Origin of the sequence: Streptomyces sp. HM190 (assembly GCF_009857135.1) — a bacterium.
GTDB lineage: Bacteria > Actinomycetota > Actinomycetes > Streptomycetales > Streptomycetaceae > Streptomyces > Streptomyces heilongjiangensis.
This window is the reverse complement of record NZ_CP047318.1, coordinates 5,533,758-5,548,356: the sequence shown is the minus strand read 5'-3', so window position 1 is coordinate 5,548,356 and position 14,599 is coordinate 5,533,758. Positions and strand designations below refer to the sequence as shown.

At 71.8% G+C, this 14,599-nt stretch carries 9 protein-coding genes; 2 read left to right on the top strand and 7 right to left on the bottom strand.

Annotation, left to right across the window (positions count from 1 at the left end; translation table 11 throughout):
- Window positions 1-59: 59 nt before the first annotated feature.
- The 7 genes from GSY65_RS23815 to GSY65_RS23785 form a co-directional block, all read right to left on the bottom strand.
- Window positions 60-2,522: a galactose oxidase-like domain-containing protein gene (locus GSY65_RS23815; RefSeq protein WP_159772258.1), complete on the bottom strand. Its 2,463-nt coding sequence runs from the start codon at window positions 2,520-2,522 to the stop codon at window positions 60-62.
- A complete protein-coding gene (locus tag GSY65_RS23810) occupies window positions 2,519-3,799 on the bottom strand; it encodes a glycosyltransferase (RefSeq protein WP_236580006.1) in 1,281 nt (426 codons plus the stop codon). The genes GSY65_RS23815 and GSY65_RS23810 overlap by 4 nt, the downstream gene beginning before the upstream one ends.
- Complete coding sequence (locus tag GSY65_RS23805; RefSeq protein ID WP_159772255.1) at window positions 3,796-5,454, bottom strand: ArnT family glycosyltransferase; 1,659 nt, start codon at window positions 5,452-5,454, stop codon at window positions 3,796-3,798. Before GSY65_RS23805 ends, GSY65_RS23810 begins: the two co-directional genes overlap by 4 nt.
- Window positions 5,451-6,713, bottom strand: a complete 1,263-nt coding sequence (locus GSY65_RS23800) for a glycosyltransferase (RefSeq protein WP_159772252.1) — start codon at window positions 6,711-6,713, stop codon at window positions 5,451-5,453. The genes GSY65_RS23805 and GSY65_RS23800 overlap by 4 nt, the downstream gene beginning before the upstream one ends.
- Before the next feature lie 241 nt (window positions 6,714-6,954).
- Window positions 6,955-8,988, bottom strand: coding sequence for a thioredoxin domain-containing protein (locus GSY65_RS23795; protein ID WP_201452641.1), 2,034 nt, complete (start codon window positions 8,986-8,988; stop codon window positions 6,955-6,957).
- Window positions 8,989-9,068: 80 nt separating this feature from the next.
- Window positions 9,069-9,254, bottom strand: a complete 186-nt coding sequence (locus GSY65_RS23790; protein WP_159772246.1) for a hypothetical protein — start codon at window positions 9,252-9,254, stop codon at window positions 9,069-9,071.
- A 141-nt stretch (window positions 9,255-9,395) separates the two neighbouring features.
- Window positions 9,396-9,860: a peptidoglycan-binding domain-containing protein gene (locus GSY65_RS23785; RefSeq protein ID WP_159772243.1), complete on the bottom strand. Its 465-nt coding sequence runs from the start codon at window positions 9,858-9,860 to the stop codon at window positions 9,396-9,398.
- 184 nt (window positions 9,861-10,044) lie between these two features.
- Here GSY65_RS23785 and GSY65_RS23780 point away from each other — a divergent pair, with 184 nt between their 5' ends.
- Both GSY65_RS23780 and GSY65_RS23775 read left to right on the top strand, forming a co-directional pair.
- Window positions 10,045-11,067: an ArsR/SmtB family transcription factor gene (locus tag GSY65_RS23780; protein WP_159772240.1), complete on the top strand. Its 1,023-nt coding sequence runs from the start codon at window positions 10,045-10,047 to the stop codon at window positions 11,065-11,067.
- A 236-nt stretch (window positions 11,068-11,303) separates the two neighbouring features.
- A complete protein-coding gene (locus GSY65_RS23775; RefSeq protein WP_159772237.1) occupies window positions 11,304-14,552 on the top strand; it encodes a tetratricopeptide repeat protein in 3,249 nt (1,082 codons plus the stop codon).
- The last annotated feature ends 47 nt before the right edge of the window (window positions 14,553-14,599 follow it).

Sequence of the window (14,599 nt, the reverse complement as noted above, 5' to 3'; positions counted from 1 at the left end):
CGGAGCCGTCGGCCAGCAGGTGCGTGGCCCGCAAGCAGGCGTACTCCTCCGCCCTCTCGTCAGCCCCGGCTCACATCCCCCTTCCCGCAAGCCAGCCCGTCCCCGTCGCGGTCCAGCCTCAGCGGGTCGTCCTTGCCGTTCAGTCTCAGGCGGCCGTAGTCGTTGTTCTTCAGCCACGCGCAGCGGGACGCCGTCGTCGGCTTCACCTCCGGTGGGAAGGCGGTCGGCACGCAGACGTTCGCGGAGCCGTAGTGGCGGTCGCAGCCCGCCAGCGTGGGGCTCACCTGCTTCGACTTCGTCTTCTTCCCCGGGCCCGTCGCCTTGCCCTTCAGGGCGTCCGCGAAGTCGTGGACGTGGGCGGACGGGGTCTCGCCCGACGCCTTCGCCAGGGCCGACGGGCCCTGCAGGTGGACCCATTCCGCCACCGACGGAACGCCGTTGGCGTCGACCGCGAAGAGCATGTACCAACCCGGCGGGGCCAGGTTCGGGTTGCTCGTCACGTTCAGGTCGACGTTGTCGCCGTCGACCGACAGCGGCAGGTCGACGAAGCGCTGGTTGGGGTCGGAGGAGTGCGTGACCGCCGCGGGGCGGATCAGTTCCGCCTTCGCGATCGGGCGGTCCACCGTGATGCGCTGCGTGTCCCCGTACACCCACTCCTTGTCGATCACCGAGGTGATCTTCGGTCGGGGGCCCTTCAGGAGGTACGGCGGGGTGTAGACCGACACGTTGTGGTTCCAGGAGCCGTTGCCCGGGTTGTCGCCCGTCGCCATGACGCGGCCGTCGGGGAGCAGGAACGCCGACGAGTGGTAGCCGCGGGCCTCGGGGTCCGCCGCGACCGGGTCGAACGTGTTCGTCGCCGGGTCGTAGAGCGACGCCTCGAAGACCGGGTCGGCGCGGTTGTGGAGGGCGCCGCCCGTCTCCAGGACCTTGCCGTCGGGCAGGAGGACCGCGGAGACGTACATCTTGCCCTGGTCGCCGGTCTGGGCGACCTTGCCCGCCCCGAGGTCCACCGTGCCCTGCGGGATCGGCGGGCCGGCGACGTACGCCGGGTTCGGGGCCTTGAGGTCGATGACGTCGGTCAGGCGGTTCGCCGCCGGGTTCGACTCGATGTTGCCGCCGCCGAGGGTGAGGACCTTCTGGTCCTGTGCGGGCGGCAGCAGGACGCTCGCGGACTGGTCGCGTTCGTCCTTCCGCTGGAGGCCGGGGACCTGGGTGACCGTGTTGGCGCCGTAGTCGTAGATCGCCGAGCCGGTGCCGGGGATGTTGTTGCCGAAGACGTGGCTGCCGGAGTAGAAGAGGCGGCCGTCCTGCATCAGGATCATCGACGGGTACAGGCCCCAGTACGACCAGGTCTGGTTGACCTTCCAGAGTTCGAGCCACTTCTGCTCGGCGTCCGACCACAGTTCGGCCGTCACCGAGCCCGTGGAGTCCTCGCGCAGACCGCCGAACGAGATGACGTCACCGTTGCCGAGGATCGTCGCCGACGGGTACCAGTGGCCGTCGTTCATGTCGTTGGTCCTGCTGTACGTCTCGGTGACCGGGTCGAAGACGTACGAGTCCTTGTAGCCCTCGTAGCCGTGCGAGCCGTTGGCCGCCGGGTACGCCTTGTTGCCGCTCATCACCAGGACGCGGCCGTCGTCGAGCTGGACGTGGCCCGCGCAGAACATGTCGTCGGGTGTCGGGATCTGCTTGTACGTGCCGTTCTCGGGGTCGTAGACCGCCGAGGTGAACGTGCCCGCCTCGAACATCTCCTCGCTGTTGCCGGAGCCGGCGATCAGCAGCACCTTGCCGTTGTTGAGGACGACGGAGTGCATGGAGCGGACGGGGTTCCGGGTGGGCAGGACGTCCCAGCGGCCGTTCGCGCACTCCGCCGGTGTGCCCGTGCACTCGGGTTCCGGGACGGGGTCGGCGACCTGGTCCATCGTGTAGTCGTCGGTGGTGACGGAGCCCGTGCCGTAGACCGAGACGCCCCACGTGATGCGGTCGGTGTTCGCCGGGATCTCGGGGGTGCGGACGGACGCCTGGGTCCAGGTGCCCGCCATGTCCAGGGTCTTGAGGTCGGTCCAGTACTGCCAGCCCGCCGAGGTGTCGTGGCGGAAGAGGGTGACGGACGTGTCCGGGGTCGTCGACTTGTACCAGAGGCCCAGGTCGTACTGCTTGCCCACCGAGACCGGCGGGGCGCAGGCCGCCGACTCGGTGATCAGGGCCTTGCGGTCGCCGGAGACGCGGCGGGTCAGCTCGACCTTCATGGCCTTGCCGCCCGAGTGGGCGTCCGCGACCGTCGTGAAGGTGAAGTCGTTGTCGCCCCAGCCGGATTTCTCCCAGCAGTACGGCATGTCGGCCGCGCCCGGGGGGCCCGCCGTCTCGAAGCCGGGGTTCTGCACGAGGTTGGCGGCGGACGCCGGTTGGGGCGAGACGAGGAGGAGCCCGGCGGCGAGGGCCCCGACGGCCAGGAGGGCCGTCCTGCGTCTGGGTCTGGGTCGTATGCGGAATCTCGTACGGCTCGTGAGACGGCTCGTCATCGTGTTCTCCTTGCGGACTCGGCCGGCCCGGACCGCTGCCCGGCCTCCGTGCTCTCGGCCGGACAGGGCACCGGTCCGGCTTTCTGCCGCCCGCCGCGCTCCCCGCGGCGAGGCTTCCTGCGGGGCAGGTAGATGAGCGCTTCCGTGCCCGCGAAGCGCAGGACGAAGGTCGTCACCAGGGCGAGCGCGGTGGCGGGCAGCGCCCCCATGCCGAACCGGCCGACGAACAGGGCGATCAGCGGGATCCGCAGCACCAGGTCGGCGTTGGCGAGCACCGCGAACCGGCCGATGCGGTCCCAGCCCCTGCGGTGGGACCTCCGCTCGCGGAAGCACAGGTGCTCGATGAGGAAGAAGTTCCAGACCACCCCGAGCTGGTTGGCGAGGATCTCGGCGGGGAGGTAGTGCATGCCCGCCGAGGTCAGCGCGTACAGGCCGGCCAGGTTCGGCAGGAAGCCGGTGACGCCGATCAGGCCGAAGACGATCAGGCGGGCCAGCGGGGAGGCCGTGCGCAGTCCGGCCAGGTGACGCAGGAACCGGAAGCCCTCCTTCGCGGTCGACTTGGACTCGCCGGCGAAGCGGTCCTGGAAGACGAACGGCACCTCGGTGACCCGGCGGGGCCGGCCGCGCACGGCGAGTTCGAGGAGGATCTTGTAGCCGAGGGGCTGGAGCGTCTCCGCGGTGACGACGCTGCGGCGGATCGCGAAGAAGCCGCTCATCGGGTCGCTGATGCCGTGCAGGCGGCGCGGGAACAGGGACTTGGTGAGCCAGGTCGCGCCGCGGGAGACGGCGACGCGGTAGCTGCCGGCGAGACCGGCCCGGCTGCCGCCCTTGATGTAGCGGGAGGCGACGACGAGGCCCGCCGACGACCGCTCCCCGGTCGCGACCAGCTCGGGCACCAGGGACGGCGGGTGCTGGAGGTCGCCGTCCATGACGACGATCCAGTCGGAGGTGGCGGCCTTCATGCCCTCGACGACGGCACCCCCGAGTCCGCCCGTCGGGCGGTCGCGGTGCAGGACGGTCACCGGGAACGGGCAGTCCTGCGCGGCCTCGTCGATCACGTCGGGGGTGTCGTCGGTGGAGTCGTCCACGAACACGACCTCGCACGGCAGCCGGGAGGGCACCGTCTCGGTGATCCGGTGGAGCAGCTCCCGCACGTTCGCGGACTCGTTGAAGGTGGGGACGACGATGGTGACGGCCCCGGGCTCGGGCACCTCGGCGCCGCGCACCGCCGGATCGCCCAGTTCCTCGGGGACGACGGACTCGTAACCGCTGCTCATCGGTCGCCTCCCGCGGCCTGGATCCTGCGGATCTCGATGCGGTCCTCACCGGTGCCGAAGGTGGCGACCGGCGTCGAGTTCTCCATCGCGGCCCGCACGTTGGGCAGGTTCACCGCGTCGCGCCGTACGGTCGGGGAGGCGACCACGTAGTCGAGGTCGCGCCAGCCGCGCGGCATCGTCCTCGTGACCGCGGGGTCGAGGTCGGCCTTGTAGAACCAGATGACGCCGAGGCCGGGGCGGTAGCCCTCGTGGACGAGGTCGAGCCAGAGGGCGTCGTCGACGAGGACCCGGGTGCGGCCGGGGTCGTCGACCTCGCTGCCGAGCCACGTGGCGGCCTGCCGGTAGGGGGCGTTGGCGTCGAAGGTCATGGCGGTGCGGTTGCCGTCGTACCAGCGGGGGACGACGTACGCGGCGGCCGTGGCGGCGAGGGCGACGGCCACCCCGTACCGCGTCCAGGTCAGCGGGCGCCTCTCGGTCGGGCTCCGCCGGCGGCGCAGGACGCCGTGGGTGACGCTCGCGGCGCCGCCGGCGAGGACCAGGGCGAGGAACGGCAGCGCCTGGATGACGTACATCGCGGGCAGGTAGCCGGGGCGCAGGGCCATGCCGGCGAGGATCGCGACGGCCAGGGCGGGGCCGGCGAGGGCGCGGGCCGTCACCGACCAGCGCCAGGTGACCAGGAGCAGCAGGGCGCCGGCGAGTCCGCCGAGGGGCAGGACGCGGTCGTAGTAGAGCCAGGACTGCAGGACCCCGTACGAGCCGGTGCCCTCGCTGAGGATGAAGCCGGAGCCGGGGCGGCTCATCTGGTAGGCGATGCCGTCCCAGAGGGAGACATGGCCGTCGCCGGGGAACAGCTCGCCCTTCAGGAGGGCGAACAGCGGGTACGAGACGCCGATCAGGGTGCAGGCGGTGATGGCGCCGGTGAGGGCGAACTTGCGGGTGTCCCGGTGGCTGTGGCGCCACATGGTGAGCAGCACGGCGGGCAGGACGAGGAGCATCGTCTCCTTGGTGAGGACGGCCGCGGCGGCGGCGATGCCCGCGCCGAAGTGGTGCCAGAGGTGACGGCTCGGGGAGGCGGCGAGGCAGAACGCGAGCAGCGTCCACATGACCGCGATGTTGTCGAGGAAGATCTCCCGCTGGAGGACGACGGAGAGCGGGGACAGCCCGAAGAGGGCCATGCCGAGGCCGGCGGCCCAGCGGGGCAGCGACAGGCGGCGGCCGAGGACGTAGACCAGGACCGCGCTGACGGCGCTGATGACCAGCATCACCGCGCGCATCGAGCCGACGGTCATCGACTCGGGGGCGAGCTGGGCGGGGATCCAGGTCAGGACGGCGATCTGGATCCAGCCGAGGGGCGGGTGGTCGTACCAGTAGGTGTAGTGGGCGAGTCCTCGGCCTTCCTGGACGGCCCAGGCCTGGGCGAGGTAGGTGCCCTCGTCGTCGCTGAGGGTCGGGTAGTCGGCGATGTTCCAGCCCTGCACGATCATGATCCCCACGAGGAGGAGGCCGCACAGGAGCAGGTCGGGGCGCGAGTCGCGCGGGCGGGCGGGCGGAGCGGGAGGAGTTGTTCGATCGGTCGAACGGGGTGTGGGCGCAGCTGTCCGCTGCGCGGGGACCGTGACGTGCGTCGTGGTCTCCGCGGGAAGTGTGGAGGTCACGCGGGAACGTCCTCTCGGTTCACGTTCGCAAGGTGTGCGCCGACATGGCTGGTCAACTCCCAGTCGTTGCGGCCGCGTTGCTCGCGCCAGACGGCGCGGACTGCGGCGAGGGCGAGGAGCACCTGGTAGAAGGGGCCGCCCACGACGAGCTTGACGTAGTGGGAGAACCGGACGCGGAGGCCGTACTGCTTGCCGAAGTCGTGCAGTCCGACGACTTCGAACACGAAGGTGACGAGTGCGGTGACGGCCGGCAGGAAGGTGATGAAGGCGACGCCGACGGGCACGTCGAGGAAGAGCGCGACGGCCACGTTCAGCGGGATGATCACGCCGGAGACGGCCTGGAGGTACGGCGTCATGAGGGTGTAGCGGGCGAGCAACCGCTGCCGGAATCCTGGCAGTTGCTTCCAGTCCCGCTTGCGGTAGACCTGGAGGAAGCCCTGGTTCCAGCGGGTGCGCTGCTTCATCAGCGACATCAGGCTGCCGGGGGTCTCCTCGCGGGTGACCATGTCGGAGTCGTAGGCGACGACGACCTTCTTGCCGACGCTGGAGAGGCGGACGCCGAGGTCGCAGTCCTCGGCGAGGCACTCGGGGTCCCAGCCGCCGGCGTCGCGCAGCACTTGGGTGCGGACGAAGACGGTGTTGCCCCCGAGCGGGATGAACCCTTTCTGCGCGTGCAGATGCAGCCGGGAGCGGAACCAGAAGAAGTACTCCAGGCAGTTGCGCAGGCTGTACCAGCTGGAGTGGAAGTTGATCAGCTGTACCCCGCCCTGGACGACGTCCGCGCCGGTGGTGCGGAAGGCGTGGTCGACGTGGGAGAGCAGCTCCGGGTGGACCTGGTCCTCGGCGTCGAAGACACCGACGACGTCACCGCGGCAGTGCGGTAACGCCGTGTTCATCGCCTTCGGCTTGTTCTTCCTCTCGTGGCGGTCGACGACGACGCGGACGCGCGGATCGCGGGCCTCGGCCGCGCGGGCGACCGCCGTGGTCTCCGGATCGTCATGGCCGACGATCACGATGATCTCGAAGTCGTCGTGGCTGGATTCAAGCAGTCGTTGGATGGTGTGGTCGAGCACGGCCTGTTCATGGCGTGCCGGCAGCAGCAGCGAGAAGGACACGTGTTCGTCCCCGTCGGGTCTGCTGAACCGGGTGGAGGCGAGCACCTCGGGCGTGCGCCACGCGTGCATCTGCCACCACAGAGTGAAGGCAGCCATCCAGAACAAGGCGAGCGAGACGACGGCGATGAAGACTGACGTCAGCAAGAAAGATCCCCCCAGATCCCAAATCCCCCTGTCACGACGGGAGTCCACGCTCCTGACGGAACGTCACTCCTGTCGCGCACCAGTGCAGAGACTAGGGGGAAACTGTGAATCCCGGGAACTCTTCCGATAAAGAGCGTGTTTCCGAACGACAGACACCACAAACGGACGAGTCCGAACACTCGCCCCATTCACGCCAGCTGTTCGAACCCGCCACTGCACATCAGGGGCGATTTTCAGCCGCTCACCGTGCTCGAAGGACCGTACGAAGACGCTCGGTGTCCGTCGTCGGCGCGTCACAGGTGAAGTCACGGCAGACGTACGCCGTCGGCGCACCGCCGACGAGCGGACGGTCCACGAGCAGCGGCAACTCCTCACTGCCCGCGGCGCCCACGGCGACGACCGCGCCCGGCGCCGTACCGAGCAGCGCCGCCCGGTGCAGCTGCCGCGTCCGCGGATCACCGTCCGGTCCGACGACCGCGACCTCGCGGGGGCCGTCGAGCAGGGCCTCCGCGATCGCGAGCCCCCAGCCGGTGAACCTCGGCGCCCGCGGGCCGAGCGCCTTCACCACGCCCAACGCCCGCTCCGCAGCGGTGCGATGAGGCTCGGACCCGGTGTGCGCGGCATACGCGAGCAACGCCCCGGCCGCCGCGCTCCACCCCGACGGCACGGCGTTGTCGGTCGGGTCCTGGGGCCGCCGGATGAGCTTCTCCGCGTCGGCCGCCGTGTCGTACAGCGCGCCCGACTCCTCGTCGACGAACCGGACGAGCACATGGTCGAGCAGGAACCCCGCGAACTCCAGCCACACCCCCTCACCGGTCACGGAGGCGAGCGCCAGGAACCCCTCGGCGACGTCGGCGTAGTCCTCCAGCACCCCCGCGTGGGCCCCGGTCCGCCCGTCCCTGCTGGTCCGGGCGAGCCGCGCCTTGTCGTCCAGGTGCAGCCGTACGAGGAGGTCGGCGGCGGTGAGGGCGGCGTCCACGAGGTCGGGCCGGTCGAAGTAGGCGCCGGTCTCGGCCAGCGCGGCGACGGCGAGCCCGTTCCAGGCGGCGACGACCTTGTCGTCCCGGCCGGGGGCGGGGCGCTCCGCACGGGCACGCAGCAGCCGCTCCTTCACCGACGCGATCCGCTCGGCGTCGAACACGCCTTCCTGCTGGGGGAGTTGCAGGACGGAGGTGCCGTGCTCGAAGGTGCCCTCCTCGGTGACACCGAAGTACTGGGCGGCGAGCAGCCCGTCCTCCTCCCCCAGCGCCTCGGCCAGCTGCTCCGGAGTCCACACGTAGAAGGCGCCCTCGACGTGCCGGCCGGTCCCGTCGTCGCTGTCGGCGTCGAGCGCGGAGGCGAACCCTCCCTCGGGGGTGCGCAGTTCCCGCACCATGAAGTCGGCGGTCTCCAGCGCCACCCGCCGGGCGAGCTCCGAGCCGGTGGCCCGCCACAGATGGGCGTAGACCCGGCAGAGCAGGGCGTTGTCGTACAGCATCTTCTCGAAGTGGGGTACGACCCACTCGCGGTCCACGGAGTAGCGGGCGAAACCCCCGCCGAGCTGGTCGTAGATGCCACCGCGAGCCATCCGTTCACAGGTGTCCTGCGCCATTTCCAGGGCGCCCTCGGAGCCGGTGCGGGCGGCGTGCCGCAGCAGGAACTCGATCACCATGGACGGCGGGAACTTCGGCGCCCCGCCGAAGCCGCCGTGGGAGGCGTCGTACTCGCGGGTGAGGCCGAGCAGCGCCTGGGCGAGGTCCTGCTCGCCGGGCACCTCCACGGCGGCGAACCTCAACTCCCGGCCGGCCAGGTCCCGGACGATCTTCCCGGCGACCTCGGCGACCTCGTCCCGCCGCTCCGCCCAGGCAGCCCGCACCCCCTCCAGCACCTGCCGGAAGGACGGCATCCCGTGGCGGGGTTCCGGCGGGAAGTACGTGCCGAAGTAGAACGGCTCCCCGTCCGGCGTCATGAACACGGACATGGGCCAGCCGCCCTGTCCCGTGGCGGCCTGCACGGCCTCCATGTAGACGGCGTCCACGTCGGGCCGCTCTTCACGGTCCACCTTGACGGACACGAAATGCTCGTTCATGTACGCCGCGGCGACGTCGTCCTCGAACGACTCGTGCGCCATGACATGGCACCAGTGGCACGCGCTGTAGCCGACGCTCAGGAACACGGGGACGTTGCGCCGGCGGGCTTCCTCGAACGCGCCGGCCTCCCACGGCCACCAGTCAACGGGGTTGTCTGCGTGCTGGAGGAGATACGGGGACGTGGCCTGCGCAAGTCGGTTCGGCATACCCCCATCCTCGCGCACACCACCTCCGCCTCACCCGTGCGCCACAGGGCAGCGCACGAACGGGGCGGCAGGGCACCGGCTCAGTGCCCGCGCGGGACGGCCGTGTCCTTCCGCGACAGCCGGTCGAACTCGTGCCGCTCCAGGATCGGGGTGTGGTCCCCGGGCCGCGTGGCGGGCTCGACCGTGATCACCTTGCGGCGCCCCGGCGCGCTCACGGGGGTGGCGGCGACGGCGTGCGGCTCCGGGCGGTGGGCGCGTCCGCGCACGGCTTCTCCCCCGGGCCGGGCTCCCCGGCGCGGACGTTCCCCCCTGGGAGCAGGTGGCCGCCGTCGGCTGGGGCGCCGGCCCACCGGGCGGCGCGCGGCCCGACGGGGTCGGGGGCGGCGCCGCTCGGCTCGTGGCAGGGCCTAGTAGTTGCTGACGCACCAGTTGGCGAACGTCTTGAACGCCGCCTGGGTCTGGGGTCCGGCCTGGCCGTCGATGGCGCCGGTGTAGCCCCAGCCGTTGTTCTTCAGGAAGCGCTGCAGCGCGCTCACCGTGCCGCTGCCGACGACGCCGTCGATGGCACCGCCGTAGCCGTGGTACGCCTTGAGGTGGCGCTGGAACGCCTTCCAGCTGTTGGTGCCCAACTCGCCGTCGATCGAGTCGGTGTAACCCCACTCGGCCCGCAGCCAGCGCTGGACGCCCTTGGCCTGGTTGGTGCTCAGGCCGAGGTTGACCACGGCGAGTACTCCGGCGTCGGCGGTCACCGCCTGCCCGGGAGCCGACTCGGAGGCCGCGAAACCGGTGCTCGCACCGGCCAGCGTCCCTGCGGCGATTCCGACGACGGCGGTGAGGCCGACGAACGTCCGTGCCATGACATTCGGTCGCATGCATTCCCCCTTGGGGTCGTGGGGCAGCACCCGAAACGATGATGATCCGGGCCGCCACCGTCCCTCCGGACTGGTTTTCGGTCGATCCGTGATGCGGTTTCTGTGCGCACCTTGTCACCCTCCCCGCCACATCGAAATACTTTTGCGTCCACGTGAAAAAGCCCAGTTCCACGACGGGAATCGCATGCTCCGCATACACTTCACGGACGCCGATCTCGCCCGCGTCAAGGTCATGGGACGGCCCGATCCGCTCTGGGAGATCTATTTCAGCCTCCGCCGTTTCCAAAGCCGTCGCGGGCTGTGGTCGTACGCGGACTGGCATCGAACCGCACGCGCGGATCTTCACGACAAGGGGCTCGCTCCCACCGTCCGCAATGTCTTACTGCCTCTTTATCCACGGGGCGCCTATTTTCCGGATTTCCTGACACCAGGTGAATCCTCCGAGGGCCTGGAGGCGGGCCTGGACGCGATCCTCGGCATTCCGCGCCGACGGGTGCTGCGAGAAATCGCCCTTCTGGACCGGGTGAGCGGTGCGCCCGCGTGGTCGCGGGGACTGGCCGACAGCCGGGAGCGCGAGGAGTTCGTCCGGACGGTCCGGACCTACTACGACGTCGCCCTCCGCCCCCACGGCGAGCACATCCAGGCGCACGTCGACGCCGACCGCTCCGTCCGCGCCCGCGCCCTGCTGGAGGGCGGCGTCCACGGACTCCTGGCCGGGCTGGGACCGTCCATGCGCTGGCAACCCCCCACGCTGTCGGTGGAGTACGCCGCCGAGGACCGCGATCTGTACCTGCGGGGGCGCGGCCTCACCCTCGTGCCGTCGTACTTCTGCTGGGGTGCCCCGGTGTCGCTGGCCGACTCGGCTCTTCCGCCCGTCCTCGCCTATCCGCTGCGCCACCGGGCTCCCCGCGCCGCCGACGCCGACGCCCGGCAGGCACGGGCCCCGCTGTCGGCGCTTCTCGGCGCGACCCGCGCGGTCATCCTCCAGGCGGCCGCGACCGGCGCCACAACCGGTGAACTCGCCCGTGCCGCGGGGGTCTCGGCCGCCGCGGCCACCCGCCACACCACCGTCCTGCGCGACGCCGGCCTCATCCTCAGCCACCGCCGGGGCCAGTCCGTCCTGCACACCCTGGCCCCCGCGGGCGCCGCCCTGCTGCGGGCCGGCGCCCACGGCCCTCGTACGGACCCGTTCCGGCCGACCGGCTGACGACTGACGGCGGCCTGGCCACGGCTCACGGCAGTCCGGCCGACTGCAGCCACGGCCGATGCGCCCGGAACGCGACGCACCCCGAACACGGCGTCGTGGCACCGTGGTTCACACGTCCGCACGACCGCCCGTGCGCCCGCGCATGCGACCCCGGGCTGATCCACGCCCTCTCGCCAGTGCGCCCCATCCGCTCCACACTGGCCTGGGAAAGCCGTTTCGGCGAAGGGGGACGTGTGATGCGGGACAGCCACCGGGGGGAGGCCGAACGGCTGCTGGTCCGGGCGGTCGAGGAGGAGGTCCGCAGGTCCGGTGGCCGTACCGACGGCGTCGTCCTGCTGGGGCGCGCACGGGCCGCCCTGGACACGATGGCGCAGAACGCGGCGGAGGAGTACGAGGCGTACACCCGCGCGCTGGACGAGTCGGAGTCGGGCAGGCTGACCTTCGGCCAGCGCTACGCGCGGGAGGGCTCCGGAACTCCCTTGCTGGTGGCGGCCGTCGCCGCCGGAACCGCCGTGGTGACCGACCTGGCGTTCGGCGTCGACGCGGGCACCGCCGTGAGCACCGGACTGATCGTCGGCGTCGCGAGCGCCGTCGCGACGGTGCTGAAGGTGACCGCCTCGCACCTTCCGGCCGCCCACCACCACGCGGGCGCCCTGGGCCAGCCCGGCGGACCGGAGCAGCTGCGGTTGCAGTGGCTGACGGCACTGGAGGTGCGCGGGATACGCCCGTTCCTCGACCAGCAGCGCCTCCTGGCCGCAGCCACCCCGAAGAAGAAGGCGCCGCGGCTGCGGGGCGCCGACAAGAGCGCGGCGGCCCGCCGGCGCAACGTGCTGGAGCAGTCCTTCGCCCAACTCCCGGAGACGGACCATCGGTTCGCCGGCCGGCGGACGGAGATGGCGAGGATCCGCCAGTGGGTGCAGGCGGCCCGCGCCGAGACCGAGACCCGCCCGACGGTGGTCGTCCTGCACGGCGTGCCCGGCTCCGGCCGCACCACGCTCGCCGTCCACGCCTCCCACGACCTGCGGGACCACTTCCGCGGCGCCTGCGTCGTCGATCTGCGCGCCGACAGCCCCGGGGAGACCCCGCTGTCGACGCGGGACGCGCTGATGCACCTGCTGAACCGGCTCGGCGCGCCCCGCGAGCAGTTGCTGTTCCGAGAGCGCACCTCGCAGGACCAGCAGGTCAAGCGGCTGAGCGAGCTGTACCACCAGCATCTGACGGCGCTGCCGGTCACGATCGTCCTGGACGACGCCTCCGACCCCGAGCAGGTCCGCACGCTCATACCGGAACGCTCCGACAGCCTGGTCCTCGTCACCGCCCGCGCCCCGCTGGCCCTGCCCGCCGACCTTCGCGCCTGGGTGCACCAGCTGCCCGTCGAGGCGCTGGACGGCGACGGCACGCGGGAACTGCTGGGCACGGCGGCCCAGGACGCCTCCGTCCTGTCGGCCGGGGCGCACGCGGGCGCGCCCCCGACGGGCTCCGCGCCCGCGTACGACGTCGAATCCCTCTCCCGCATCCGGCAGTTGTGCGGCGGTCTGCCGCTCGCGCTGCGCGTCGCCGGTTCGTCCCTCGGCCCGCGTACGCCCCGTCAGCTCGCCGCGGACCTCGGCGCGTACGGCCCGGTCGACCCGGTCGAGCGCGCGCTGTGGCTGCGGTACACCGACCAGTCGGAGCCGTCGCGCCGGCTGCTGCGGAGGCTCGCGCTGGCGGGCCGGGCCTCACTGGGCGCGGCGGCGGCCGCGTCGCTGCTCGCCACGGACGAGACGGAGGCGACCCGCCATCTCACCGCGCTGGCCCGCGCCGGGCTGGTCGACCATGTGCACGGCAACCGGTACCGGCTGCACGACCTGGTGCGCGCGTTCGCGCAGGCCCGGCTGGTGGACGAGGAGGAGCCGAGCGAGCGCACGGCCGCGCAGGAGCGCCTGATCGTCACCTACGCGGACCTCGCCGACTCGGTGCTGCGCCTGGTCGACGGCAACATGTCGACCCGCTCGGACCGCTTCGGCTCGCACGGCTTCGTGTCGCTGGACGAGGCGCTGCGCTGGCTGGACGACGAGACGAGCTTCATCACGTCCACGCTGCGGCACGCCGAGGGCGTGAACCAGGCGGCCGTCCTGAGTCTGCTGGGCGCGCTGTGCGACTACTGCCTGCTGCGCGGCGACCTCTACCGGCTCGGCGAGCTGAGCGAGCTGGCCCAGTCGGTGGACCAGGGGCTGCTGACCCGCTCGGTGCAGTGGCGTACGGGGATCGCGGCCCGTCAGCTGGGCGAGCTGGACAAGGCCCGTACGACGCTGGCGTCGGTGGTCGACCTGTACATGGAGACCAACCACGACGCGGGTGCCGCCCGGGCCCTGTGCTCGCTCGGCATCACCCTGCACCACCAGGGCAATCTGACCGAGGCGGCGGCCAAGCTCCACGAGGCCCTGGACATGCAGGCGGTGCCCCAGCTGGCGGCCGACCGCGCCTGGACGATGCACGCGCTGGCAGCGGTGGAACGGGACCGCTCCCGGCTCGCGGACGCGCTGGACCTGCTGAACCGCGCCCTCGTCGTCCACCGCGAGCAGGAGTCCCTGCACGGTGAGGGCTGGGCGCACTTCCAGCTCGGCCAGCTGCTGCTGCGCATGGCCGACGTGCCGCGCGCGGAGAGCGAGCTGCGCACCGCGCTGGACCTGTTCGGCCGTACCCGTGACGCGCGTGGCCAGGCATGGAGCATGACGCAGCTCGCGCGGGCCCGTCTCGTCGCCGGTGACCCGTCCGCCGCGGTCGACGGTCTCCGTCAGGCGCTCGGCCACCACCGCGACAACGAGGACGCCCGCGGCGAGGCGTGGACCGGCTACTACCTGGGCCAGTCCTTGGAGGAGACGGGCAACCTCGACCAGGCGGTCAGGGAGCTGGAGCGGTCACGGACGATGTTCTCGCGGATGCGTGACGTGTACGGCCTGGCCTGCGCCCGGCATCATTCGGCGCGGGTCACCCGGGACCAGCGGGCCGTGCAGACGGGGTCGCTGCGCAACTCGGGCTTCGCCCGCCAGCTGCTGGTCGACGCCCGCGCCGACTTCCAGCGCATCGGCGTCGCCCACGGCGAGGCGTGGACCTGTCTGGAGCTGGCGGTCGTGGACGCGGGAAACGCCCGCATCCCGCAGGCGCTCGCCCTGTGCGACGAGGCCACGCGCCTGTTCGCCTCCTACGGCGACCGCCGGGGCGAGGACTGGGCGCGCTTCCTGCGCTGCACGATGCTGCCGTACGGCGCCCCGGGCGGCGTCGAGATCGGCACGGCCGTGGCCCAGGAGGAACTCGCCCAGCTGTCCCGCACGCCCCACCCGCTGCGGGACGAGAAGCTCACCGAGTACGTCGAGGCGTACGGGCTGCTCCTCGAACGCGGGGTGAACCTGGAGGCCGGCTGGCGCGCGTGGACCCTCGGCATGGTGCCGAACCGGCACGCCCGCGAGGTGATGGGGGTGGCGGTGACGACGGGCCCCCGGTGACGGCGGGCGGTGACGGCAGCACGGCACGACTCCATGACCCGGTGCGG

Excerpts from the sequence above, each read along its gene's own strand:
- GSY65_RS23815 (WP_159772258.1), bottom strand. The coding sequence starts at position 2,522 with ATGACGAGCCGTCTCACGAGCCGTACGAGATTCCGCATACGACCCAGA.
- GSY65_RS23780 (WP_159772240.1), top strand. The coding sequence starts at position 10,045 with ATGCTCCGCATACACTTCACGGACGCCGATCTCGCCCGCGTCAAGGTC.
- GSY65_RS23785 (WP_159772243.1), bottom strand. The coding sequence starts at position 9,860 with ATGCGACCGAATGTCATGGCACGGACGTTCGTCGGCCTCACCGCCGTC.
- GSY65_RS23795 (WP_201452641.1), bottom strand. The coding sequence starts at position 8,988 with ATGCCGAACCGACTTGCGCAGGCCACGTCCCCGTATCTCCTCCAGCAC.
- GSY65_RS23810 (WP_236580006.1), bottom strand. The coding sequence starts at position 3,799 with ATGAGCAGCGGTTACGAGTCCGTCGTCCCCGAGGAACTGGGCGATCCG.
- GSY65_RS23775 (WP_159772237.1), top strand. The coding sequence starts at position 11,304 with ATGCGGGACAGCCACCGGGGGGAGGCCGAACGGCTGCTGGTCCGGGCG.